The sequence below is a fragment of the Kitasatospora sp. NPDC043950 genome (genome assembly GCF_056435345.1).
This window is the reverse complement of sequence record NZ_JBWKER010000066.1, coordinates 15,821-38,414: the sequence shown is the minus strand read 5'-3', so window position 1 is coordinate 38,414 and position 22,594 is coordinate 15,821. Positions and strand designations below refer to the sequence as shown.

At 73.1% G+C, this 22,594-nt stretch carries 22 protein-coding genes; 6 read left to right on the top strand and 16 right to left on the bottom strand.

Annotated elements, in window-relative coordinates; translation table 11 throughout:
• Nucleotides 1-113: 113 nt before the first annotated feature.
• The 3 genes from AC07BF_RS32765 to AC07BF_RS32755 all read right to left on the bottom strand — a co-directional run bounded on the left by AC07BF_RS32765 (nucleotide 114) and on the right by AC07BF_RS32755 (nucleotide 2,029).
• Entirely contained in the window at nucleotides 114-917 is an 804-nt protein-coding gene (locus AC07BF_RS32765) for a DUF3710 domain-containing protein (RefSeq protein ID WP_363584459.1), read from the bottom strand.
• A 69-nt stretch (nucleotides 918-986) separates the two neighbouring features.
• Nucleotides 987-1,454, bottom strand: a complete 468-nt coding sequence (gene dut / locus AC07BF_RS32760) for a dUTP diphosphatase (protein ID WP_363584461.1) — start codon at nucleotides 1,452-1,454, stop codon at nucleotides 987-989.
• Nucleotides 1,451-2,029, bottom strand: a complete 579-nt coding sequence (locus AC07BF_RS32755) for a PaaI family thioesterase (protein ID WP_400336215.1) — start codon at nucleotides 2,027-2,029, stop codon at nucleotides 1,451-1,453. The genes dut and AC07BF_RS32755 overlap by 4 nt, the downstream gene beginning before the upstream one ends.
• Before the next feature lie 135 nt (nucleotides 2,030-2,164).
• Here AC07BF_RS32755 and AC07BF_RS32750 point away from each other — a divergent pair, with 135 nt between their 5' ends.
• On the top strand, nucleotides 2,165-2,614 hold the full coding sequence (locus AC07BF_RS32750; protein WP_350880051.1) for a DUF3093 domain-containing protein: 450 nt from the start codon (nucleotides 2,165-2,167) through the stop codon (nucleotides 2,612-2,614).
• A 294-nt stretch (nucleotides 2,615-2,908) separates the two neighbouring features.
• Here the strand turns inward: AC07BF_RS32750 and AC07BF_RS32745 are convergent, their stop codons facing one another.
• The 4 genes from AC07BF_RS32745 to AC07BF_RS32730 form a co-directional block, all read right to left on the bottom strand.
• On the bottom strand, nucleotides 2,909-3,208 hold the full coding sequence (locus AC07BF_RS32745) for a DUF4193 domain-containing protein (protein ID WP_030057692.1): 300 nt from the start codon (nucleotides 3,206-3,208) through the stop codon (nucleotides 2,909-2,911).
• 473 nt (nucleotides 3,209-3,681) lie between these two features.
• The gene (locus tag AC07BF_RS32740; RefSeq protein WP_363630308.1) at nucleotides 3,682-4,665 is read right to left on the bottom strand and encodes an acyl-ACP desaturase; all 984 of its coding nucleotides are present in this window, start codon (nucleotides 4,663-4,665) and stop codon (nucleotides 3,682-3,684) included.
• A gap of 239 nt (nucleotides 4,666-4,904) precedes the next feature.
• The gene (locus AC07BF_RS32735; RefSeq protein ID WP_363630309.1) at nucleotides 4,905-6,188 is read right to left on the bottom strand and encodes a sensor histidine kinase; all 1,284 of its coding nucleotides are present in this window, start codon (nucleotides 6,186-6,188) and stop codon (nucleotides 4,905-4,907) included.
• 124 nt (nucleotides 6,189-6,312) lie between these two features.
• Nucleotides 6,313-6,966, bottom strand: a complete 654-nt coding sequence (locus tag AC07BF_RS32730) for a response regulator transcription factor (RefSeq protein WP_188296105.1) — start codon at nucleotides 6,964-6,966, stop codon at nucleotides 6,313-6,315.
• A gap of 442 nt (nucleotides 6,967-7,408) precedes the next feature.
• On the opposite strand from AC07BF_RS32730, the gene AC07BF_RS32725 reads away from it, so the two are divergent.
• On the top strand, nucleotides 7,409-7,594 hold the full coding sequence (locus AC07BF_RS32725; protein ID WP_030057688.1) for a hypothetical protein: 186 nt from the start codon (nucleotides 7,409-7,411) through the stop codon (nucleotides 7,592-7,594).
• Nucleotides 7,595-7,735: 141 nt separating this feature from the next.
• On the opposite strand, the gene AC07BF_RS32720 is transcribed toward AC07BF_RS32725, so the two are convergent.
• Together AC07BF_RS32720 and AC07BF_RS32715 are read right to left on the bottom strand one after the other, a co-directional pair.
• Entirely contained in the window at nucleotides 7,736-8,554 is an 819-nt protein-coding gene (locus AC07BF_RS32720; protein ID WP_363623268.1) for an inositol monophosphatase family protein, read from the bottom strand.
• 32 nt (nucleotides 8,555-8,586) lie between these two features.
• The gene (locus AC07BF_RS32715) at nucleotides 8,587-9,744 is read right to left on the bottom strand and encodes a ferrochelatase (RefSeq protein ID WP_478334306.1); all 1,158 of its coding nucleotides are present in this window, start codon (nucleotides 9,742-9,744) and stop codon (nucleotides 8,587-8,589) included.
• A gap of 127 nt (nucleotides 9,745-9,871) precedes the next feature.
• Between AC07BF_RS32715 and AC07BF_RS32710 the strand changes: the two genes are divergently transcribed.
• Both AC07BF_RS32710 and AC07BF_RS32705 read left to right on the top strand, forming a co-directional pair.
• A complete protein-coding gene (locus AC07BF_RS32710; protein ID WP_363584471.1) occupies nucleotides 9,872-11,140 on the top strand; it encodes an MFS transporter in 1,269 nt (422 codons plus the stop codon).
• Between the two features lie 104 nt (nucleotides 11,141-11,244).
• Nucleotides 11,245-12,567 carry a D-arabinono-1,4-lactone oxidase gene (locus AC07BF_RS32705; protein ID WP_478334305.1) on the top strand — a complete coding sequence of 441 codons (1,323 nt, stop codon included), beginning with the start codon at nucleotides 11,245-11,247 and terminating at the stop codon, nucleotides 12,565-12,567.
• On the opposite strand, the gene AC07BF_RS32700 is transcribed toward AC07BF_RS32705, so the two are convergent.
• Nucleotides 12,568-13,452 (bottom strand): hypothetical protein, encoded by an 885-nt coding sequence (locus AC07BF_RS32700; RefSeq protein ID WP_400988770.1) that lies wholly within the window; start codon nucleotides 13,450-13,452, stop codon nucleotides 12,568-12,570.
• Nucleotides 13,453-13,969: 517 nt separating this feature from the next.
• Here AC07BF_RS32700 and sepH point away from each other — a divergent pair.
• Nucleotides 13,970-15,028, top strand: coding sequence for a septation protein SepH (gene sepH, locus AC07BF_RS32695; RefSeq protein WP_363630313.1), 1,059 nt, complete (start codon nucleotides 13,970-13,972; stop codon nucleotides 15,026-15,028).
• A gap of 90 nt (nucleotides 15,029-15,118) precedes the next feature.
• Here the strand turns inward: sepH and AC07BF_RS32690 are convergent, their stop codons facing one another.
• Nucleotides 15,119-15,994, bottom strand: a complete 876-nt coding sequence (locus AC07BF_RS32690; protein ID WP_400988768.1) for a sulfurtransferase — start codon at nucleotides 15,992-15,994, stop codon at nucleotides 15,119-15,121.
• Nucleotides 15,995-16,176: 182 nt separating this feature from the next.
• Here AC07BF_RS32690 and AC07BF_RS32685 point away from each other — a divergent pair, with 182 nt between their 5' ends.
• Nucleotides 16,177-16,917, top strand: a complete 741-nt coding sequence (locus AC07BF_RS32685) for a VOC family protein (RefSeq protein ID WP_363584481.1) — start codon at nucleotides 16,177-16,179, stop codon at nucleotides 16,915-16,917.
• Between the two features lie 18 nt (nucleotides 16,918-16,935).
• On the opposite strand, the gene AC07BF_RS32680 is transcribed toward AC07BF_RS32685, so the two are convergent.
• The 5 genes from AC07BF_RS32680 to AC07BF_RS32660 all read right to left on the bottom strand — a co-directional run.
• On the bottom strand, nucleotides 16,936-17,589 hold the full coding sequence (locus AC07BF_RS32680; RefSeq protein ID WP_063349376.1) for a thymidine kinase: 654 nt from the start codon (nucleotides 17,587-17,589) through the stop codon (nucleotides 16,936-16,938).
• Between the two features lie 61 nt (nucleotides 17,590-17,650).
• Nucleotides 17,651-18,838 carry an alkaline phosphatase family protein gene (locus AC07BF_RS32675; protein ID WP_363623254.1) on the bottom strand — a complete coding sequence of 396 codons (1,188 nt, stop codon included), beginning with the start codon at nucleotides 18,836-18,838 and terminating at the stop codon, nucleotides 17,651-17,653.
• Nucleotides 18,839-18,873: 35 nt separating this feature from the next.
• Nucleotides 18,874-19,473 (bottom strand): DUF5998 family protein, encoded by a 600-nt coding sequence (locus tag AC07BF_RS32670; RefSeq protein ID WP_063349374.1) that lies wholly within the window; start codon nucleotides 19,471-19,473, stop codon nucleotides 18,874-18,876.
• A gap of 92 nt (nucleotides 19,474-19,565) precedes the next feature.
• On the bottom strand, nucleotides 19,566-22,391 hold the full coding sequence (locus tag AC07BF_RS32665; protein WP_363584623.1) for a bifunctional acetate--CoA ligase family protein/GNAT family N-acetyltransferase: 2,826 nt from the start codon (nucleotides 22,389-22,391) through the stop codon (nucleotides 19,566-19,568).
• A gap of 20 nt (nucleotides 22,392-22,411) precedes the next feature.
• The coding region (locus AC07BF_RS32660; protein WP_478334307.1) for a hypothetical protein at nucleotides 22,412-22,594 on the bottom strand (183 nt) is incomplete at its 5' end.

Genomic DNA, 22,594 nt, shown 5'->3' with positions numbered 1-22,594 from the left:
TTGCCCCCGCTCTCTCGCGGCGACTCCGGAACTGTACGGGGACAGGACCGCCACATGCAAATCGCCCCCGCCCGGGGTCCCGGGCAGGGGCGATCAGTGCGACGCGGACCAGGTCAGCGGACCTCGGTGATCTCCGGACCGCGGGCGAACGGGTCGAGGGCCGCGCTGCCGAAACGGTTGTCGCCCTCGCCGGCCGCCGCAGCCGTACCGCCGCCGTCGGCGACCATCTGGGCGTCCTCGGGGAGCTTCAGCACGATCGGGTCGCGGGGCGCCATCGGGCTCTCGCCCCGGACGACGACCGTCTGCTGGAAGACCTGTTCCAGGATCCCGGCCATTTCCGGCTGCACGGCGGCCTGGCCCGAGATCACACCCCGCAGGAACCAGCGCGGGCCGTCGCAACCGACGAAGCGCACCAGCTGTACGCCCTGGGTGCCGTCCGGCAGCTGCACCGGGACCTGCGCGCGGAGGTGCCAGCCGAGCGGGCCCTCCTCCTCCTCGATGAGGCCGCCCTGCGCGGTGATGCCGTTGGCGATCTCCTCCCGGACCTCCCCCCAGATGCCCTCCGACTTGGGAGCGGCGAAGGCCTGCAGCTGGATGGCGCTGTTGCCGAGGACGAGGGTCGCGGCGACGATCGCGTCACCGGCGACCTCCACCCGCAGCTCCATGCCCTCGACGCCGGGGACCAGCAGACCCCCGAGGTCCACTCGCCCCTCCTCGGGGTTCTCCAGCTCGGAGTGGTCCCACGGACCGTCCGGCCGCGGGGCCGGCGGCAGGCCGACCTTGTCGGACGGGTCCAGCTCGGTCACGTTCTCGCTCTCGGCGGAACCTTCGACGTCATCGGCCGTCTCGTCGGCGCTGATGGCGTCGTCGGCGAGCTGCTCGACAGCGTCCTCGCTCTTCTGGCGACGACGGAACACGGTCACTGTCCTTCCCGGTCCAAGACCGATGCGAATACCTGCTCGGCTTCCTGCGAGGCCGCGGGAATGCTAGACCGCGGCGTGGCCGCCGGTCGACCCGAACCCGCCCTCGGCACGTGCCGACCCAGGCAGCTCGGCCACCTCGTGGAAGCGGGCCTTCTCGACCTGCTGGATCACCAGCTGGGCGATCCGGTCCCCTCGGCGGAAGCTGACCCCCTCGCGCGGGTCCAGATTGACGACGATCACCTTGATCTCTCCACGGTACCCGGCATCGACCGTCCCCGGGGCGTTCACGAGAGCAACTCCGCAACGAGCTGCCAGCCCGGACCGGGGGTGGACGAAGGCCGCGTAGCCGTCCGGGAGGGCGATCGCGATGCCGGTGGGCAGGACGGCCCGCTCACCGGGGGCCAGCTCGGCGTCCACGGTGGTGCGCAGATCGGCTCCCGCGTCGCCGGGCTGCGCGTAGGCGGGCAGCGGCAACTCGGGGTCGGTGCGCCTGATCAGGACGTCCAGCGGCGGGCGGGGGGTGTTGCTCAAGGGTTCACCTCAAAGGCTCGTACGCGCTTCATCAGATCCGGGTCGTCGAGGACCTTCTCGATGTCCTCGGGACGACCGTGCGTGGTGAAGTGTTCCAGCTTCACCTGGATGAAGAGCGCCTGCGCACGCACCGCGACCGGTCCGTCGGGGCCGCCGATGCGCGCCTCGGCGGCGCTGTAGATCTTGCGGCCGTGGACGCCGGTGACCCAGGCGCGCAGGTGCAGCACCGAGTCGACCGGGACGGGGCAGAGGAAGTCGGTCTCCAGCCGGCCGGTGACGGCGGGGGCGTGCAGCAGCCAGTTGAGCGTGCCGAGGGTCTCGTCCATGGCGGTGGTCAGCACTCCGCCGTGGGCCAGGCCCGGACCGCCCTGGTGGACGTCCCGGACGGCGAACTCGGCGGTGACGTCGAGTCCCTCGCCGGCGACCGCGTCGATCCGCAGCCCGCCGGGGTGTTGCGGTCCGCAGCCGAAGCAGTGCTCGTAGTGGGAGCCGAGCCGGGTGCCGGGGGCGGGCGCCTCGGGGGCGCGCGGCGGCAGTACGGCGTCCGGCGGCGGGGTGGTCGGGGACGGCGGCAGCGCGGGCGCCGGCCGGTCGGCGGGGGCGGTGGGGGTGGTCGAACCGGTCACGGGGCCCCAGCCTACCCAGGGGTAGGCGCGCGGCCGGTGGGGGTGGCGTCCCGCTACCGGCGTCAGGGCGCCCACAATGGGGGCATGTACGACGAACGCCTCACGGTGCCGCGCTCCTGGTGGCTGCTCCCGGTCGCGACCGGGCTCACGCTCGCCCTGATCCTGCTGCGGGTCAGTGGTCTGGCCGCGCTGGTCGGGCTGGTGGTCGGCATCGCCGCCGGCGCGGTCGCGATCAGCAGCTACGGCTCGGTCCGGATCCGCGTGGTGCAGGGCTCGCTGGTGGCCGGGCCGGCCCGGATCCCGGTGGACGCCCTGGGCACCGCGCACCCGCTGAGCCCCGCCGAGGCGGTGGCCTGGCGCGGGCCGAAGGCCAACCCGCGCGCCTTCATGCTGCTGCGCAGCTACGTCCCGACGGCGCTGCGGATCGAGGTGACCGACCCGTCCGACCCGACGCCCTACCTCTACCTGTCGACCCGCTCGCCGATGAAGCTGGCGGAGGCGCTGGAGGAGGCCCGTCGCGGCGCCCGCACCTAGGGCCTGTCCGGCCGACCCTGCCGGGACAGCACCTGGCGGAGGGACCCGCGCACGCCCGGGGCAGCCCCGGAACGCGCACAGGCCCGAAAAAACGGAGAGGGACGGTTCCGCTGATGCGGGACCGTCCCTACGACTTTGTGCCGGCCGACGTGCTCATGGCCGACCCCGTCCTCCCGGTGCCGTCCGTCAGGACGGCGACCGGACCTGCCGTCCGGCCCCGCTGCCCGGGGCCGGAAGGGGCGCTGTGCCGGCCCCGCGGAAGCCGCGGGTGCCGGGCCCTGTCCGCCGCGGTGCTCAGGCGCCGCAGTCCCGGCAGATCGGGTTGCCGTTCTTCTCGCTGTACAGCTGACTGCGGTGGTGCACCAGGAAGCAGCTCATGCAGGTGAACTCGTCGGCCTGCTTCGGCAGCACCCGGACCGCGAGCTCCTCGTTCGAGAGGTCCGCGCCCGGGAGCTCCATGCCCTCGGCCGCATCGAACTCGTCGACGTCGACAGAGCCGCCGCCCTTGTCGTTCCGCCGAGCCTTGAGTTCCTCGATGCTGTCTTCGTTGAGCTCGTCGTCGGTCTTGCGTGGGGTGTCGTAGTCCGTTGCCATTGTTCGCTCTCCCCCTCCGGGTTTGTGCGGTGTGTGCGGTATCTCCAGCGCACGTAACGCATGGGGGGTCGGTCTTGTGCCCGACCCGAGGCGGAGATTTTGCCTTACTTCAAGCCCTGTTACTCAATCGACACTCAGCCAGGGGTCCGTTGGGGTGATCCACCAGGCTGCGGGAGGCCTCACGCTGGGCCATCGCCAGCCTCCTCCAGCATCCGCTCAGCGGCCACTCACAGTGAGCACGGGCCGCACTGATGCTCGTCCGTTCCCTTGCCCACCTGGGGTGCCGGCCAATCATCCGGCCGGGTGCGGACCCGAAATCCGGTCACGGACTGCGATCGGCACCCCAGTTCGGGTGATCACTCTCCGAGGTCGGGTGAAGTCACGGAGCGACACGATGTGAGCTTGGTCACGTTCAGAATCTTCCAGGGCAAACCACGGAAAATCCACCCACTTCGGCTGCTCCGTCGAACACCCTAGTCGGTGCTCCGGCGCGCGGCCCGACGGGCCAGGATCGCGGCCTGGCGCTCCTCGAACTTGCGCGCCTGGCCGTCCAGCTCGTCCAGGAAGACGCCGAGCTCGTTCTGCGCCAGCAGGCCCTCCGGGCCGAGGCCGCCGATCTCCATCACGCGCAGGTGGCGCAGCACCGGCTGCAGCACGTCGTCGTGGTGGATGCGCAGGTTGTAGACCCCGCCGAGGGCGATCTGCGCGGCGGCCCGCTCGAAGCCGGGGATGCCGTGGCCGGGCATCCGGAAGTCGGTGACCACGTCGGCCACGGCCCGCATGGCCTGGTCGGGGGCGATCTCCAGGGCGGCCTTCAGCAGGTTCCGGTAGAAGACCATGTGGAGGTTCTCGTCGTTGGCGATCTTCGCCAGCAGTTGGTCGCAGAGCGGGTCGCCGGCGTACTTGCCGGTGTTGCGGTGCGAGATGCGGGTGGCGAGCTCCTGGAAGGCCACGTACGCGACCGACTGCAGCATGCTGTGCGCGTTGTCGGACTCGAAGCCCTCGGACATGTGGCTCATCCGGGCCCGCTCCAGCTCCACCGGGTCGACGGCCCGGGTGGCGAGCAGGAAGTCGCGAATCGCTATCCCGTGCCGGCCCTCCTCGGCGGTCCAGCGGTGCACCCAGGTGCCCCAGGCGCCCTCGCGGCCGAACATGCTGGCGATCTCGTGGTGGTAGCTGGGGAGGTTGTCCTCGGTCAGCAGGTTCACCACCAGCGACACCCGGCCGAGCGGCGTCACCTGGGACTGCTCGACGGCCCAGGCGTCGCCACCCAGCACGCCGTCGAAGTCACGGCCCTGGCTCCACGGCACGAACTCGTGCGGCATCCACTCCTTGGCCACGGCGAGGTGGCGGTTGAGCTCCTTCTCCACGACCTCTTCGAGGGCCAGGATCAGCCGGGCGTCGGTCCAGCCGGTCGATCCGAGGGAGGCGCTGCTCTGCACAGGGGCGATGGTCACGGTCTTGCTCCTGGGGGACGGCACGCGCGGGACGGGCGCGTTGGGCGGGCACGTCTGCGACGCACTTACGGTTCCGTAGGTTACGACACCGTAAGTTGCCCGGGCGGGAAATGACAAGCCGCCCCCGCCAGGCCTTATGTCGTCTTGACGGGCCTGACGGGGGCGGCGGTGAACGGTCGCTTACGGAGCGCGGCGGCGGGGAGGGCGCGGCGGGCCCGGGAGGGGCCCGGCGGGCGGGGTCAGGGGTTGGGGATCCGGACCCGCATGGTGAGGCCGCCACCGGAGCGCGCAGTGGCCTCGATGGTGCCACCGTGGGCGCGCACCACCGAGCGGACGATGGACAGGCCGAGCCCGACCCCCTTGTCGCTGCGGGTGCGGTCGGCGCCCTTGACCCGGCGGAACGGCTCGAAGATGTGCTCCAGCTCGTAGCCGGGCACCACCGGGCCGGTGTTGGACACCACCAGCTCGCCGCCGCCGGGCACCTCGGCGGTGGCCAGCTCGACCCAGCCGCCGGGGGTGTTGTACCGGACGGCGTTCTGCAGCAGGTTGAGCGCCAGTCGCTCCAGCAGCACGCCGTTGCCCGCGACCACGGCCGGAGCGAGCTTGGAGCGCAGCTCGACCTCGCGCCGGTCCGCCTCGGCCCTGGTCTGCTCCAGGGCTCGGGTGGCCACCTCGGAGAGCTCCACCGGGCGGCGGTCGGTCAGCTCGTTCTCGCTGCGGGCGAGCAGCAGCAGGCCCTCCACCAGCTGTTCGCTGCGCTCGTTGGTGGCCAGCAGGGTCTTGCCGAGCTGCTGGAGGTCGGGCGAGGCGGCCGGGTCGGAGAGCTGGACCTCCAGCAGGGTGCGGTTGATCGCCAGCGGGGTGCGCAGTTCGTGCGAGGCGTTGGCGACGAAGCGGCGCTGGGAGTCGAAGGACCGGTCCAACCGGTCCAACATGTCGTCGAAGGTGTCGGCGAGTTCCTTGAGCTCGTCGTCCGGCCCGTCCAGCTCGATCCGCCGGTGCAGGTCGGAGGAGGCGACGTCGCGGGCGGTGCGGGTGATCCGGCCGAGCGGGCGCAGCACCCGGCCGGCCAGCGCGTAGCCGGCCGCGAAGGCGATCACGGCGAGGCAGACCAGCATCGTGAGCGACTTGCGCAGCAGGGTGTTGAGCGCCGAGTTGGAGCGCAGCAGGTAGTCGCCGGCCTGCTCCTGGTTGAACTGCGCGCTGTTCATCGGGACACCGTTGACCCGCAGGCTGCCGTCGAACTGGAACGTGCGCGGCGCCAGGTTGTTCACGGCGTCCTGGAAGAACACGTACATCAGCAGCAACAGGACCACGCCGGCCATCAGGAACATGCCGCCGTAGAGCAGGGTGAGCCGCATCCGGATGGTCGGCCGGAAGGGCAGCCAGGCGAGCATGCCGTCGCCGGGTGCGTAGCGTCCGGACTGGGGCGCGCGCGGGGGGTGCTGGGGCTTGGGCGGTACGGCGCGCGGGCCGCCGGCAGGCGCGCCGGAGGGCCCGCCGGCCGGGGGCGGGGTGGTCATGATGGTCCTCTCGGGGCGTCCGCCGGGGCGGGCGCGGGGTGGGGGGGAGCCCGACCGGGTCCGGCGAACGGATCCGGTCCGCTCGGATCCGGTCAGGTGGTCCGGCGCGTCCGGTCAGATCCGGTCAGATCCGGTAGCCGGAGCCCGGGACGGTGATGATCACCGGCGGGTCACCGAGCTTGCGGCGCAGCGTCATCACGGTGACGCGCACGACGTTGGTGAACGGGTCGGTGTGCTCGTCCCAGGCCTTCTCCAGCAGCTGCTCGGCGGAGACGACGGCGCCGCCGGCCCGCATCAGCACCTCCAGGACGGCGAACTCCTTGGGGGCGAGCTGGACGGTGCGGCCCTCGCGGATCACCTCGCGGCGGCCCGGGTCGAGCGAGATGCCGGCCCGCTCCAGCACCGGGGGCAGCGGAACGGTCGCGCGGCGGCCCAGCGCCCTTACCCGGGCGACGAGTTCGCTGAAGGCGAACGGCTTCGGAAGGTAGTCGTCCGCGCCGATCTCCAGGCCCTCGACCCGGTCGCTGATGTCGCCGGAGGCGGTCAGCATGATCACCCGGGTGGCCAGGCCCTGTTCGACCACCTTGCGGCAGACGTCGTCGCCGTGGACCAGCGGGAGGTCGCGGTCCAGGACCACGACGTCGTAGTCGTTGACCGCGATGCGCTGGAGCGCGGCCTCCCCGTCGTACACCACGTCGACGGCCATCGCCTCGCGGCGCAGGCCGGTGGCGACAGCCTCGGCGAGCAGCTGCTCGTCCTCGACGACGAGAACCCGCACGATCGTTGTCCCTTCTCCAGGCCGGCCCCGGAAGCGGACGCGCGGCTCCGACGGTGCCCCCATCCTGCCTGGTCCGCCGGTAAAGCAGCGATAAGCTGCCGCTCAGGCACGGAGCGTTGGCAGCGGGTGATGACCGTTCGTGTCGGGACCAGTCCGGTTGGACTGTGACACAGGCAACTTTCTCGGGCCGGAAGGTTTCCCCATCTCCCCGGCGGGGAGGACAGCTTCACACCCGCGATCTGGCTGTTGGCCGATCGCACCCACCCGCCGTGCGTTCATCCGCGCCGGCCCTGGGGCTGGGACGTCACCGGGAGCGGCCGAAGGCCGTCTCCGCGCTCGACCGGAGATTCACGATCTGCCGGACGGGGCGCTGCCGCTGGCCACACCTCCTCGGGGCGGAGAACGTACGACCGTGCACGTCCGACACAGTAAGGGGGCCCGTATGGACGCCTTCAAGGCCGGAATCCTGCAGCGCATAGCCAACGCCGAGCAGGATCTGCACCGCGCGATCGAGGCCGGGGACGAGTTCCTCGCCGAGGTGGAGCAGTCCGAGCTGGACGACCTCCGCCGGCTCGCCGCCGAGCACGGCGTGGACACCGTGCTGGAGCGCCACCGCACCGCCGCCTGATCCACCCGACCTTCCGACCCGACGCCGGACCTCCGGCACCAGCGGCCCTGCGGGGGTCGTGCGAAAATCCCAGGCCCTGGCATCCCCCGTGTGCCAGGGCTCTTCGCTGTCCAGGACCGTCCAAGGGCCCAGGGCGTGTCCTCAGTCCGCCCAGGCGCGCAGTGCGGCCAGTCGCTCCTGCAACGGCTGGTACACGCCCGGCGCGGCGGCCACGGTCAGCTCGCCGTCCGGGCCGTGCCCGGGACGGCCGCCGACCAGGGCCCCGGCCTCGGCGGCGATCAGGCAGCCGGCCGCGCGGTCCCAGGGGGCGAGGCCGCGCTCGTAGTAGCCGTCCAGCCGCCCGGCGGCGACGTCGCACAGGTCCACCGCGGCGGCCCCGCCCCGGCGGATGTCCCGCACCTCGGGCATCAGGGACAGCAGCACCTCGGCCTGGCGGGTCCGCACCGACTGGACGTAGTTGAAGCCGGTGCCGATCAGCGCCTGGCCCCACGGCGGGGCCGGGCGGGTGGAGAGCGGCCGGCCGTCGAGCCGGGCGCCGCGCCCGAGGACGGCGTGGAACAGCTCGCCGCGGGCCGGCGCGAACACCACGCCGACGACCGCCCGGCCGTCCAGCTCGGCGGCCACGCTGACCGCCCAGGAGGGCAGCCCGTACAGGTAGTTGACCGTGCCGTCGAGCGGGTCGACGACCCAGCGCACCCCGCTGGTGCCGGGCCGCTCGGCGCCCTCCTCGCCGAGGTAGCCGTCCTCGGGGCGGCGCTCGGTGATCAGTTCCAGGACGAGTTTCTCGGAGGCGAGGTCCATCTCGGTCACCACGTCGACCGGGCTGCTCTTGGTGCCGGCCACGCCGAGGTCGGCGGGCCGGCCGTCACGCAGCAGGGCGCCGGCCTGCCGGGCCGCGTCCAGGGCGACCTCCAGCAGGTCGTCGAGGAGCCGGTCGTCGGGCAGGGCGGGAGTGGGCACGGGTCTCTCCTCCGGGAAAGCGGGACGGGCGGTCAGCGCTCGGCGGCGGCCGGGCGGGGGGCTCGCGGGTTGGGGCAGCAGGCCACCGCGCACACGTCGTGGCTGGGGCCGAGCGCGCCGAGGGCGCAGCGGTTCACCGGCTCGCCGCGCTCGGCGGCGGCCCGCTCCAGGACCAGTTCGCGCACCGCGGCGGTGAACCGCGGGTCGGCGCCGACGGTGGCGGCGCGGGCCACCGGCAGGCCGAGTTCGGCGGCCTTGGCGACGGCCTCGGTGTCGAGGTCGTACTTGACCTCCATGTGGTCGGAGACGAAGCCGATCGGGACCATCACCACGGCGGGCGCGCCGTCGGCGTGCTGGGCCTCCAGGTGGTCGCAGATGTCCGGTTCCAGCCACGGCGTGTGCGGGGCGCCGCTGCGGCTCTGGAACACCAGCTCCCAGGGCCGGTCCGCGACGCCGGTGCGTTCGGCGACGGCCCCGGCGATCAGCCGGGCGACGTCCAGGTGCTGGGCGACGTACGCGCCGCCGGGGCGGCCGCGGGCCGGGTCGTCCGGGGCGCCGGAGGTCTCGGCCATGGTGTCCGGGATGGAGTGGGTGGTGAACGCCAGCCGGGCGCCGGCCCGGACGTCCTCGGGCAGCCGCGCCAGGGCTGCCAGGGTGGCGTCGATCATCGGCTGGACGAAGCCGGGGTGGTTGTAGAAGTGCCGCAGCTTGTCGACCCGCAGCTCGGGCAGGCCCTCGGCGGCGAGGGCGGCCAGCGCGTCGGCCAGGTTCTCCCGGTACTGGCGGCAGCCCGAGAAGCCGGCGTAGGCGCTGGTGGCGAGGACGGCGACGCGGCGGTGGCCGTCCGCGGCCAGTTCGCGCAGGGTGTCCACCAGGTAGGGCGCCCAGTTCCGGTTGCCCCAGTAGACCGGCAGGTCCAGGCCGTGCTCGGCGAAGTCCTTGCGCAGCGCGGCGAGCAGTTCGCGGTTCTGCTCGTTGATCGGGCTGACCCCGCCGAACAGGAAGTAGTGCTTGCCGACCTCCTTCAGCCGCTCCTTGGGGATGCCGCGGCCCCGGGTCACGTTCTCCAGGAACGGGACGACGTCCTCGGGGGCCTCGGGCCCGCCGAAGGAGAGCAGCAGCAGGGCGTCGTACGGCTGCGGCGCTGCCGGGGCGGCATCGGACGGTGAGGGTTTGCGCGCGTCGGACATGGCACCGATCCTGCCATTGAGGGGCCGGAGACCCCCGTCGGGGCTGCGAGGGTGTCCGGAAAATACTGTTTGCCAAGGTACGTAAGCTGTGTTGACCAGCCTCGTTCCTTACCCCCGCGGAGCTCCCGTGCTGTCCAGCTACCGCCAGATATTCGCCTCCCCCGGCAGTCTGGCCTTCTCCACCACCGGCTTCGTCTCCCGGCTGCCGATCTCCATGACCGGCATCGGCATCGTGACCATGCTCTCCCAGCTCAGAGGCTCCTACGGGGTGGCGGGCCTGGTGTCGGCGACCCTGGCGATCTCCGCCGCGCTGCTCGGCCCGCAGGTCTCCCGGCTGGTGGACCGGCACGGGCAGCGCCGAATAATCGTCCCGGCCATGGCGCTCACCATCGTCGCCGTGGTCGGCCTGCTGCTGTGCGCCCGGTTCAAGGCGCCGGACTGGACGCTCTTCGTCTTCGCGGCCGGGATGGGCGTCATGCCGAGCACCGGCGCGATGGTCCGCGCCCGCTGGGCCCACCTGTACCGCGACGACGCCCCCAAGCTGCACACCGCGTACTCCTTCGAGGCCGTCGTCGACGAGGTCTGCTTCATCGTCGGCCCGATCCTCTCGATCGGCCTGGCCACCTCCGTCTTCCCCGAGGCCGGCGTCCTGCTCGCCGGGGTCTTCCTCGCCGTCGGCGTCCTGCTGTTCGCCGGGCAGCGCGCCACCGAACCGCCGGTCCACCCGGGCGCCCGGCACGTCGGCGGCTCGGTGATCCTCAACCGCGGCCTCCAGGTGCTGATCCTCACTTTCGTCGCCACCGGCGCGATCTTCGGCTCCGTCGAGGTCGTCACCGTCGCCTACTCCGAGACCCAGGGGCACAAGTCCATCGCCAGCGTGATCCTCGCGCTGTGGGCGCTCGGCTCCTGCCTGGCCGGCGTGGTCTTCGGCACCCTCAAGCTCACCGGCTCGATGGCCGGCCGCTTCTTCGCCGGTGTCCTGTTCATGGCGCTCAGCATGGCGCCACTGCTGCTGGTCGCCGAGTCGGTGCACGGAGTCGGCGGCCTGATCGCGGTCGGCGGCGCGCTGCTGATCGCGGGCATCGCCATCTCCCCCACCCTGATCACCGCGATGGCCCTGGTCGAACGGCTCGTCCCGGCCGCCCAGCTGACCGAGGGCATGACCTGGACGACCACCGGGCTCGCCCTCGGCGTCGCCGTCGGCTCCTCCGCCGGCGGCTGGGTGGTGGACGCCGCCGGCTCCGCCGCGGGCTACTGGGTGCCGCTGACCGCCGGGGTCTTCGGCGTGGTCACCGCGCTCGCCGGGCTCGGCCGCCTGCGCGCCGGGCTCGCCTCCGAGCAGACCGCCGACGAGCCCGCCGAAGCGGCCGAACAGACCGTAGACCTCGAACGGTGAACTGACTAATCTCTCCCTACCCACGGGCCTACCCGCGGGTAGGGCGGCCCCCACCGCCCCGGACCGCGCCGACCCCGGTCGGCCACGGAGCAGGAGGCGGCGCCATGCCCCAGGCCAGTACCGCGACCCCCACCCGGTGGACCAACTGGGCCGGGAACCAGAGCGCCCGGCCCACCCGGGCCGCCACCCCCGGCACCGCGGAGGAACTGGCCAAGGAGATCCTGCGCGCCGCCGAACAGGGCCGCACCGTCAAGGCCGTCGGCTCCGGCCACTCCTTCACCTCGATCGCCTCCGCCGGCGACGGCGTCCTGCTCCACCCGCACGCGCTCACCGCCGTCCGCGAGATCGACCGCGAGGCCGGCACCATCACCGTCGAGTCCGGCCTCCCGCTCGCCCGGCTCAACCGGATCCTCGCCGCCGAGGGCCTCTCCCTCACCAACATGGGCGACATCGAGGTGCAGACCGTGGCCGGCGCCACCAGCACCGGCACCCACGGCACCGGCCGCGACTCCGGCTCGCTCGCCGCCCAGATCCGCGCCCTGGAGATCGTCCTCGCCGACGGCAGCGTCCGGCGCTGCTCCCCCACCGAGCACCCCCGGCTCTTCCAGGGCGCCCGGCTCGGCCTCGGCGCCCTCGGCGTGATCACCGCGCTGACCTTCGCCGTCGAACCGGCCTTCCTGCTCACCGCGCACGAACAGCCGATGGCCTTCGACGAGGTGCTGGAACGGCTGGACGACCTCACCGCGGTCAACGAGCACTTCGAGTTCTACTGGTTCCCGCACACCGACCGCTGCGCCACCAAGCGCAACAACCGCAGCCAGGGCCCGGCCGCCCCGCTGCCCCGGTTCAAGGAGTGGCTGGAGGACGACTTCCTCTCCAACACCGTCTGGGAGGGCGCCTGCCGGGTCGGCCGGCGCTTCCCCGCCAGCATCCCCGCCATCGCCTCGCTGGCCAGCCGCGCCTGGTCCGACCGCAGCTACACCGACACGGCGCACCGGGTGTTCACCAGCCCGCGCAAGGTGCGCTTCGTGGAGATGGAGTACGCGGTGCCGCGCGCGGCCGTCGCCGGAGTGCTGCGCGAGCTGAAGGCCCTGGTCGAGCGCTCCGACTGGAAGGTCGGCTTCCCGGTGGAGGTGCGCTTCGCCCCCGCCGACGACCTCTGGTTCTCCACCGCCTCCGGCCGGGACAGCGCCTACATCGCCGTCCACCTCTACCGGGGCACCGCCGACCAGGGCTACTTCACCGGCGTCGAGCAGCTGATGTGCGCCCACCAGGGCCGCCCGCACTGGGGCAAGCTGCACACCCGGGACGCCGAGTACCTGTCCGGCGCCTACCCGCACTTCGGCGACTTCACCGCCCTGCGCGACGAGGTCGACCCGCAGCGCGTGTTCGGCAACGACTACCTGCGCCGGGTCCTCGGCGCCTGATCACGGGGTGGCGCCCTGGGTCGGCGCCGCGGGCTGCGGCGGGGCCACGGAGGCGGGGGCGTTGCTCGGCACCGGCGGCTGCGGGCTCGCCCCGCCGGAGGTGCCGGAGGGCTTCCCGCCGTCCGCGGTCGGTGACGAACCGGCCGACGGCGTCGCGCTCGGGCCCGCCGAGGGCGAGGCCGTACCTCCGCCGTGCTCACCGGCCCCACCGCTCGGGCCCGCGCTCGGGCCGGTGCTCGGCTCCCGGCTCGGCCGCGTCGTCGGCGGGGCCGAGGCACCGCCGGACGGCGAGGGCTCCGAGCCGCGCCCGCCGCCGGTGGAGGGCCGCTCCGTCGGCGGCGTCTCCCGCGGGGTGGAGGACTTCGGGCTCACCACGCCGCCGAAGGAGGTGCCGTTGCCCGACTCGCCCTTCACCGTCGCCGACACCGGCTGCCCGGTGGCCAGTTCGAACGCCAGGATCGGCGTCATCGCCACCACGAACACCAGCCCCGACACCGCCGCGTAGGTCTTCCAGGTCCACCGCCGACGCGCCCGGACCACCTGCGGCTCGTTCCACTCCGAGGAGATCGCCGACGGCGCCGGCTCCACCGGACGCTCCGGCACCTGGCGCAGCCCGTTCGCGGCGTGGCCGGGCCCCCGCTCCACCACCGCCTCGCGCAGCTGCTCGCCGGTGCGCCGGAAGACGTGCTGGAACACCGCACCGCCGGTGGTGGCCCCGACACTGACCACCGCCGCACCCAGGATCGTTCCGTACACGCCGAGTTCGGAGGCGAGCAGCGCCCCCACCACCGTGGCCAGCGCACTCGCAGCGACCTGAGCCACGCTCAGATCGATCCGCTTGCGCTCCTTCTTGCCGCCCTCCTCGGCGGGGCTCCGCTCCGGCATCAACATCCCTCGGTCCGTACGACTGTTCCTCGAACAAGTCACTCCATCTTGCCCAAAGAAGGACACAAGGGACGAAAATGCGGTTCTCCGGCCCCGATATATGTGAAGATGATCACCGTTCACCCGCCGGTGGTCCGCCGTTGGGGGCATGCGCTCTTGAGATTCCCGTGAATCGCGGGAGACTTGAGCGGCGAGCCGCCCCTTCGGATGCCACGAATGGAGTACTGTTCGTAAAGCCTGAGCCTTGGGTCGACTTGTCGACTGCGCCCACACCGGCAGCTTGACGAAGAGCCACGGAACAGGCACGCACGGCGACGCCCGTCCCGGACCGTCGCGAACACTCCGCGTGCGAGGACGGCCGGGGCACCCAGGCGCGACGTCGACGGATGGCGTGGCAAAAAGGCAACCGTGCCACAGCGGCGTGACCGGGCGTACGCCCGACACGCCGGGGAACTCAGCAAGGTTGTGGCCAGTCGCGAGCGGGCAGGCCACACTCAGTACGGGAGCAGCGACGCAGGTGACGTCGGCAGGCACCACCCGGGAGGTAACCGTGCCCGAACTGCGGGTTGTGGCCGTCAGCAACGACGGCACACGGCTGGTGCTCAAGGCTGCCGACAGCACGGAGTACACCCTTCCCATCGACGAGCGGCTGCGCGCCGCCATCCGTGGGGATCGTCCGCGCCTCGGCCAGATCGAGATCGAAGTCGAGAGCCATCTGCGGCCCCGGGACATCCAGGCCCGGATACGAGCCGGTGCCTCCGCCGAGGAGGTCGCCCAGGCCGCCGGCATCTCCGTCGACCGGGTCCGCCGCTTCGAGGGTCCGGTCCTCGCCGAGCGCGCCTTCATGGCCGAACGCGCCCGAAAGACCGCCATCCGCCGCAACGGCGAATCCACCGGGCCCCAGCTCGGCGAGGCCGTCGCCGAGCGGCTCGCGCTGCGCGGCGCCGAGAAGGACACCGAACGCTGGGACTCCTGGCGGCGCGACGACGGCACCTGGGAGGTCATCCTCGCCTACCGTGCCGACGGCGAGGGCCGCAGCGCCTCCTGGACGTACGACCCGCCCCGGCGCCTGGTCCAGCCCAACGACGACGAGGCCCGCGCGCTGATCGGCGAGAACGTCGAGCGCGAGGAGGAGTCGGTCTTCCCGTTCATCCCGCGGATCGCCCGGCTCCCCCAGGACCGGCCGCCCCGCCCGATGATCGACCGGCCCTCCGCCGACCGCATCATGTCCGCCCGCGAGGCCACCGCCGAGTCCAGGGACTCCCTGACCAGCCTGCTCGACGTGGTCCCCGCCTTCCGCGGCGACCTCGCCGTCGGCCCCGCCCCGATCGAACCGGTGCCCGCAGAGGTCGCCGAGGAGAGCGAGGAGGCGGCCGCGGCCGCCGCACCGGCGGTCGGCGCGGGCTCGGCCTACGCCGACATCCTGATGCCGCGGGCCGTCGCCCCGCACCGCGAACGACTGGTCGGCACCACCGACCGCCAGGCCGAGGCGGACGGCGTCCGGCCCGGCCGCCGGGCCACCGTGCCCAGCTGGGACGAGATCGTCTTCGGCAGCCGGCGCAAGAAGCAGGAGTAGCAGAAACAGAGTGATACGGGGCGCCGGCTGAGCCGGCGCCCCGTATCACTCTGTGCGCGTCAGGAAATCCCGCCTCAGACCGCCCCCGGCTCAGCCCGGCTGGTCGGTCACCGCCACCGGGCGGGCCTCGGCGCTCGACCACTCGCTCCACGACCCCGGGTACAGCGTCGCCGGCAGGCCCGCCACCTCCAGCGCCAGGATCTGGTGCGCCGCCGTCACCCCCGAGCCGCAGTACACCGCCGTCTCCCGCTCACCCGCGCCCAGCGCGCGGAACCGCGCCGCCAGCTCCGCGGCCGACCTGAACCGCCCGTCGGCCGCCACGTTCTCGGCCGTCGGCGCCGACACCGCACCCGGGATGTGCCCGGCGCGCGGGTCCACCGGCTCGCTCTCGCCCCGGTAGCGGTCCCCCGCCCGGGCGTCCAGCAGCAGCGCACCGCGCGCCCAGGCCGCCGCACCGTCCGCGTCCACCACGGGCAACTGCCCCGGGACCGGCTTGAAATGACCCTCCGCCGGCGCCGGGACCTCCGCCGTCACCGGCAGTCCGGCCGCCGACCAGGCCGCGTACCCGCCGTCCAGCACCCGGACGTCCCGGTGCCCGGCCCAGCGCAGCAGCCACCAGGCGCGGGCCGCCGCCAGCGAGGCCGCGCCGTCGTACACCACCACCGGGCGGTCGGAGTCCACCCCCAGGCGGCGCATCGCCGCGCCGAACTCCTCCGGGTCCGGCAGCGGGTGGCGGCCGCCCCGGCCTGGGGCGCCCGGCGGGGCCGCGAGGTCCCGGTCCAGGTCGACGAAGCGGGCGCCGGGCAGGTGCCCGGCCCGGTACTCCTCGGCGGCGGTCGGGCCGGACTGCGCGGCACCGACCAGCCGGTAGCGCACGTCCAACAGCACCGGCGGGAGCGCGGAGGCGAGCGCCTGCGCCAGCCCGGCCGCGGAGATCAGCGGGGAACCGTCGTTGTAGGTGGTCATGGCGGCCATTGTCGCGCAGCGCCGCCACCCCGCCGCTCTTTGTGCGGTCTTTGCCGGAATTTCCGCGCGGCCCGAGGGTTCGACGCGCGCCAGAGTGGAAGCATCACCCTCGCGCGCGAGGATTTCCGTGCGCCAACCACCCGTTGCGCCAACCACCCATGAGGGGGCCCGCATTGCCCGCGGTGGAACTCCGACTGGCCCAGGGCACCCCCTGCTGGGTCAGTCTGCTGACCGACGACCTGGCCGGCGCCCGCGTGTTCTACGCCGACCTGCTCGGCTGGACCTACACCCCGGGCCCCGGCCAGCTCGGCGCCTACGTCCGCGCCGAACTCGACGGGGCACCGGTCGCCGGCCTCGGCGTCTCCACCGCCACCGGCTTCCCGGTGCAGTGGACCAGCTACTTCGCCGTCGACGACGCCGACCACACCGCCCAACTGGTGCGCGCCTGCGGCGGAACCGTGGCCGTCGGGCCGCTCCAGGCCGAACGCGCCGGGCGGATGGCCATCGCCGCCGACGTCTCCGGCGCCGTCTTCGGCCTCTGGCAGGGCGAGGAGCACACCGGCCGGGAGGCCGGGCCCGAACCCGGCGGACCGGCCTGGACCGAACTGCTCACCCCCGACACCGACGGCGCCGTCGCCTTCTACACCGCGGTACTCGACCGCCCCGTCCGGCACGCCGACGACGAGTCCACGCTACTCGTGCACGGGCGACCGGTCGCCGGCATCCGGCACCGCGCCGAACTGCGCGGCCATCCGCCCCGCTGGCGGGTCCACTTCGCCGTCCGCGACGCCGACGCCACCGCCCGGCACGCCGTCGGACTCGGCGGCCGCGTCCTGGTCGAACCGCACGACACCGCCCGCGGCCGCGCCGCCCGGCTGTCCGACCCGCAGGGCGGGCACTTCTCGGTGCTGGAACTCCGTTAGCGCGCCCGGGAGCAGGACTCAGACCTGCTGCTCGAAGGGCAGCACGTCCGGCGAGAGCACCGAGGCCCGGGCCGTCGCGGCGGTCAGCCGGCGGCGGTGGTGCCGGCGGCAGAGCACCTCGTACCCGACCTCGTCCTCGTTCACCGAGATGTCGCCGACCACCACCTGGGCGCCCTCGACCACCATCACCCCGCCCACCGTCCGGGCGTTGTGCGTCGCCCGCGCACCGCACCAGCACAGCGCCTCGACCTGGAGCACCTCCACCCGGTCCGCCAGCTCGATCAGCCGCTGGGAGCCGGGGAACAGCCGGGTGCGGAAATCCGTGGTGATCCCGAACGTGTAGGCGTCGATGTCGAGTTCGTCCACCACCCGGGCCAACTGGTCGACCTGCTCGGCGGCGAAGAACTGCGCCTCGTCGCAGATCAGGTAGTCCACCCGGCCGCCCGCCGAGAGCCGGTGCACCACGTACGCGTGGAAGTCGAAGTCGTCCGTCACCTCGACCGCGTCCGCCCGCAGGCCCAGCCGGCTGGAGATGGTCGCCGCACCAGCGCGGTCGTGGCGGGTCAGGATGAGGCCCTGCCGGCCGCGGGCGGAGTGGTTGTGGTCCATCTGCAGCGCCAGCGTCGACTTGCCGCAGTCCATCGTGCCCGAGAAGAACACCAGTTCAGCCATGGGTGGAGCAAAGGCCTTTCACATCAGGGGAGTTCGGGCACAGAAGAGTCAAGGACCCGGCTCAGCCGCGAACTTCGAGCAGCGGCACGAACTGCTCGACCGGGGTCATCGAACCGTGCAGGCCGATCATCGCGGACTCGCCCGGCTCGTTGCGGGAGGCGGTGATCGCGATGTCGTCCCGCGCCGCGGCCACCACGTCGCCGATCCGCCCGTACACCCGCTCGTCCACGGCCGGACCGAACCAGCCCGCCGCGATCGCCTGGTCCCGGGTGGCCACCCACATCCGGTCGCCCAGGACCTCGCTCCAGACCGCGAACACGTCGGCCGCCGCACCGGGCACCGCGTACACGTGCCGGGCCCGGCCCTCGCCGCCCAGCAGGGCCACGCCGGCACCCAGCTCCCAGTCCTCGTCGAAGTCGATCCGGTCCTCCGGCGCGATGTCGATCATGCCGTGGTCAGCGGTCACGTACATCGCCGAACGCGGCGGCAGCCGCTCGGCCAGCCGGCGGGCCAGCCGGTCCACCGCGTCCAGGGTCATCCGCCACTCGTCCGAGTCCACCCCGAAGCGGTGGCCCGCACCGTCCAGCTCGCTGACGTACGTGTAGACCAGCGCCCGGTCGTGCTCGGCCAGCCAGGAGGCCGCCAGGTCCATCCGCTCCTCGCCCGTCGTCCGGCCCAGGAAGGTGCCGCCGGACAGCGCCACCCTGGTCAGCGGCGTCTGCGAGAACAGCGGGGAGGACACCTGCGCGGTCGCCACCCCGGCGGCGTCCGTCCGCTCGAAGACCGTCGGGTACGGCTGCCAGACGTGCGGGTCGGTGTGCGGCTGCCAGCGCAGCTGGTTCATCAGATAACCGGCGCCCGGCACCGCGACCGTGTACCCGGCCAGGCCGTGCAGCCCCGGCGGCGTGCCGGTGCCGACCGAGGCCAGCGAAGTCGCCGTGGTCGACGGAAAACCGGCGGTCAGCGGGCGGCCCGAACCACCCATCGAACTCCCGGCCAGCGAGGACAGGAACGGCGCGTACTCCGGGTGCCGCAGCAGCAGCTCCCAGCCCAGGCCGTCCACCAGGAACACCACCACCCGGTCCGCCGGGGCGATCGGCAGGGTCGCGGTGAAGCCCGGGACGCCCAGGCCCGCCGCCACCGAGGGCAACAGGTCGCAGAGCGAACCACTGCCGTACGGGGGCGCGGGAGCCGCGGCCGGGTCGAGGATCTCGAAGGCGTCGAAGCCGCCGGAGGGTGCGAAGGACATGAAACCGGATTCGTAGCAGTCGAAGGCGGCGGCGCTCAGACCCGCGGGCCGTTGCTGATCGTCGCGTCGGAGAGAGCGCGGGCGAACACCAGCGCCTGGGCCACCGTCTCCGGGCCGTCACCGGCCTCGCTCACCCGCAGTGAGAGATCGTCAGCCGTCGCCGAACCGGTGTAGCCGTGGTCAGCCTCGCAGTTCGGATCCGAACAGCCCGCGGGCTCCAGGTCCAGCCGCTGCACCGCACCCCAGCCGATCGTCAGCACCACCTCGCGCGGCAGCGTCCCCGGCGTGTACGTCTCCGGGTTCGCGACCATCCGGCTCAGCACGACCGAACCGATCCGGTCCAGCCGGACACTCTCCGTCGACGTCGTCGCGAACGGCACCGCCGGGCTGCCCGCGTCCCCCGACTGCTCATCGGTGTGGCTCACCACGAACCGCGTCGGGGTCAGCACCAGCACCGTCACGTGCCGACGCACCTCGTTGGCGTCGAAGGTCGTCTCCTGGTGCACCAGGTAGGAGCTGATCGGCTCCGGGCCCACCGCGGCCTCGACCGCCTCGGACACCAGGGCCGGGTAGTAACCGCTGCGCTCGATCGCCGAGCGCAGGTCCTGAGTGCTGGTGGTACCGGTCTTCGCCATAACTCCATCCTGGCATGGTCCGCCGACGAAGCGGGCGGCACGGCGCCGAGCTTCGGACAACAGCGCCCACAGGCAGGCGCAACCAAGGAAGGTTACAGGGTGCTCATCGCGCGCGGGCCCAGATCGCTGCGGACGGGCAGCGGCGCGATCCGCACCCGCGCCCCCAGGATCGCCAGCCCGTACGGGGCCACGACCACCGGTTCGAGATCCACCGAGGCGATCTCCGGCACGTCGTCCACCAACTGCGACACCCGCAGCAGCAACTCCTCCAGCGCGTCGGTGTCCACCGCCTCCGCGCCCCGCCAACCGAACAGCAGGGGCGCCGCGCGCACCTCCCGGACCAGCCCGGCCACCTCCTGGTCGGTCGCCGGGACCAACCGGTGCGCCACATCGCCCAGCAGCTCGGCGGGCGCCCCGGCCAGGCCGAACGACAGGATCGCGCCGACCGCCGGATCCACCGTGGCACCGATCACGGTGTCCACCCCGCGCGGCGCCATCCGCTGCACCACCAGCTCCGCCTGCGCCGCACCGCCCAGCAGCGCGTCCAGCTCGCGGTGCGCCCGGCGCAGCCCGGGCTCGCCGGTCAGATCCAGCCGCACGCTGCCCAGGTCCGGGCGGTGGCGCAGATGCGGGGCGGTGGCCTTCAACGCCACCGGGTAGCCGAGCGTCGCCGCGGCCCGCACGGCCGCCTCCTCGTCCGGGGCCGGCAGCGCCGGGAAGACGTCGATGCCGTAGCGGGCCAGCAGCTCGCGGGCCCCGGCGTCCGGCAGGGTGATCCGGGCGCCGCCCGGCTGCGTCCGCGCGGCAATCGCCGTCCGGGTGCTCAACGCCGCCTCGACCAGCGCGCGGGCGCCCGGCTCGTCGATCCGGTCCAACTCGGGCACCCGGGCCGTCTCCTCCGCCTCGGCCGTCCGGCGCCGCCACTGCGCGTAGTGCACCGCGTGCGCCAGCGCCCGCACCGCCCGCTCCGGCGCCGCGAACGCCGGCACGCCCCCCGGGCGCAGCCGGACCGGCAGATCGGTCAACGCCAGATGGGCGAGCACCAGCGGCTTGCCCAACTCCCTTGCCCTTCGGCTGGCTTCGAGCAGTGCGTCGGCGATCTCCGGATCGTCCGAACCCATCTCCGGATCGTCCGGGCCGGTCAGCCGGCCGCCCATGAAGGCGTGCGCGGACGTGCCGATCGGCGGGATCGCCACCGCGATCACCGCGTCCACCGCCGGATCGGCCAGCGCCACGTCCAGCGCGATCCGGAAGTTCTCGCCCGTCGCGGCCGTGGTCAGGTCCACCGGGGTGCGCGGCCGCAGGCCCGCGCTCAGGCAGGCGTCGTAGGTCAGCAGGCCCAGCGAGTCCGAGTTGCCGACCACCGCGACCCGGTCCCCCGGCGGCAGCGGTTGCAGGGCCAGCAGCTCCCCGGTGTCGTACAGCTCGGTGATCGTCTCCACCCTGATCACGCCCGCCTGCTCGAACAGCGCGTCCACCGTCGCGTCGCGCAGCCCCGTCGCGGTCGCCGGCACCGCGTGGCCCGGCGGCAGGCTGCCGGTGTGCCGGGCGCCCTTCACCACCACGACCGGCTTCACCGCGGCCAGCCGGCGCGCGATCCGGGTGAACTTGCGCGGGTTGCCGAAGGACTCCAGGTAGAGCAGCACCACCTCGGTGGCCTCGTCCTCCGCCCAGTACTGCAGGAAGTCGTTCCCGGAGACGTCCGACCGGTTGCCCACCGAGGCGAAGGAGGACACCCCCAAGCCCCTGCGGTGCGCCGACTCCAGCAGGGCCACCCCGATCGCGCCGGACTGGCAGAAGATCCCGAACCCGCCCCGGCCCGGCAGCTGCGGAGCCAGCGAGGCGTTCAACGGGCGGTCCGGATCGGTGTTGATCAGGCCGAAGGCGTTCGGGCCGATCACCCGCATCCCCGCCGCCCGCGCCTGGCGCACCAGCGCGCGCTGGCGGTCCCGGCCCTCCGGGCCGGTCTCCGCGTACCCGGCGGTCACCACCACCAGGCCCTGCACCCCGTGCGCACCGCACTCGGCGACCGCCGCCGGGACGGCCCCCTCCGGGACGGCGATCACCGCGAGATCCACCGGCCCCGGAATGTCCAGAACCGAACGGTGCACCGGGACGCCGTCCAGCTCGGTGCCCGGCGGGGCGTTGCGGTTCACCGCGTACACCGGGCGCGTGTCGTCGGCACTGCCCAGCAGGTCCCGCAGGATCGCCCGGCCCACCGTCTGCGGGTTGCGCGACACCCCGATCACCGCCACCGACCGCGGGGTCAGCAGCCGCTGCACCGACTTCGCCTCCGCCCGGTGCTCGCGCGCCCGCATCACCGCCAGCGAACGGTCCGTCTGCTCAAGATCGAACTCCAGGTGCACCACACCGTCGGTGAAACTGCGGCGCTGCGTGTAACCGGCATCGGTGAAGACCTTCACCATCTTCCGGTTCTCCGGCAGCACCTCCGCCTGGAACCGGCGGATCCCGCGCTCCTGCGCCACCGCCGCGATGTGCTCCAGCAGCGCCGACGCCACCCCGCGGCCCTGATGGGCGTCCTGCACCAGGAACGCCACCTCGGCGTCCGTCCCGGCCTCGGACGGACGGCCCTGCGCGTCGATCCGGTCGTAGCGGACGGTCGCGATGAAACGGTCCCGGACCACCACCGCCAGCGCCACCCGGTCCACGAAGTCGTGGTGGGTGAAACGGCGGACGTCCTTCTCCGACAACCGGGGGTAGGGGGCGAAGAAACGGAAGTACTTGGACTGGTCCGACACCTGTGCGTAGAACTCCACCAGACGCTCCGCGTCCTCCGGCGTGATCGGCCGGATGCGGGCCGTACCGCCGTCCCGCAGCAGGATGTCGGCCTCCCAGTGCTGGGGGTAATCCGGTCCGGATTCCCGCCGGTCACCGGGGTCCTGCTCGGGCTGCGCCACTGCGGAGTCGTCCACATTCGTCAGGTTATCCGGCAGTGAGCCGAATGGCGCCGGGTGCACACTGGCTGCAGGGTGGGCAGGGCCGCCGGCCGGGCCTTATGCCCCGAGAAGTACTTGGACTGGTCCGACACCTGTGCGTAGAACTCCACCAGACGCTCCGCGTCCTCCGGCGTGATCGGCCGGATGCGGGCCGTACCGCCGTC

Coding starts and splice junctions, on each gene's coding strand:
- AC07BF_RS32735 (WP_363630309.1), bottom strand. CDS start 6,188: ATGACCACCCCGCCCCCGGCCGGCGGGCCCTCCGGCGCGCCTGCCGGC.
- AC07BF_RS32670 (WP_063349374.1), bottom strand. CDS start 19,473: ATGGCGAAGACCGGTACCACCAGCACTCAGGACCTGCGCTCGGCGATC.
- AC07BF_RS32745 (WP_030057692.1), bottom strand. CDS start 3,208: ATGGCAACGGACTACGACACCCCACGCAAGACCGACGACGAGCTCAAC.
- AC07BF_RS32680 (WP_063349376.1), bottom strand. CDS start 17,589: ATGGCTGAACTGGTGTTCTTCTCGGGCACGATGGACTGCGGCAAGTCG.
- AC07BF_RS32705 (WP_478334305.1), top strand. CDS start 11,245: ATGCCCCAGGCCAGTACCGCGACCCCCACCCGGTGGACCAACTGGGCC.
- AC07BF_RS32750 (WP_350880051.1), top strand. CDS start 2,165: ATGTACGACGAACGCCTCACGGTGCCGCGCTCCTGGTGGCTGCTCCCG.
- AC07BF_RS32715 (WP_478334306.1), bottom strand. CDS start 9,744: ATGTCCGACGCGCGCAAACCCTCACCGTCCGATGCCGCCCCGGCAGCG.
- AC07BF_RS32700 (WP_400988770.1), bottom strand. CDS start 13,452: ATGCCGGAGCGGAGCCCCGCCGAGGAGGGCGGCAAGAAGGAGCGCAAG.
- AC07BF_RS32690 (WP_400988768.1), bottom strand. CDS start 15,994: ATGACCACCTACAACGACGGTTCCCCGCTGATCTCCGCGGCCGGGCTG.
- AC07BF_RS32725 (WP_030057688.1), top strand. CDS start 7,409: ATGGACGCCTTCAAGGCCGGAATCCTGCAGCGCATAGCCAACGCCGAG.
- AC07BF_RS32675 (WP_363623254.1), bottom strand. CDS start 18,838: ATGTCCTTCGCACCCTCCGGCGGCTTCGACGCCTTCGAGATCCTCGAC.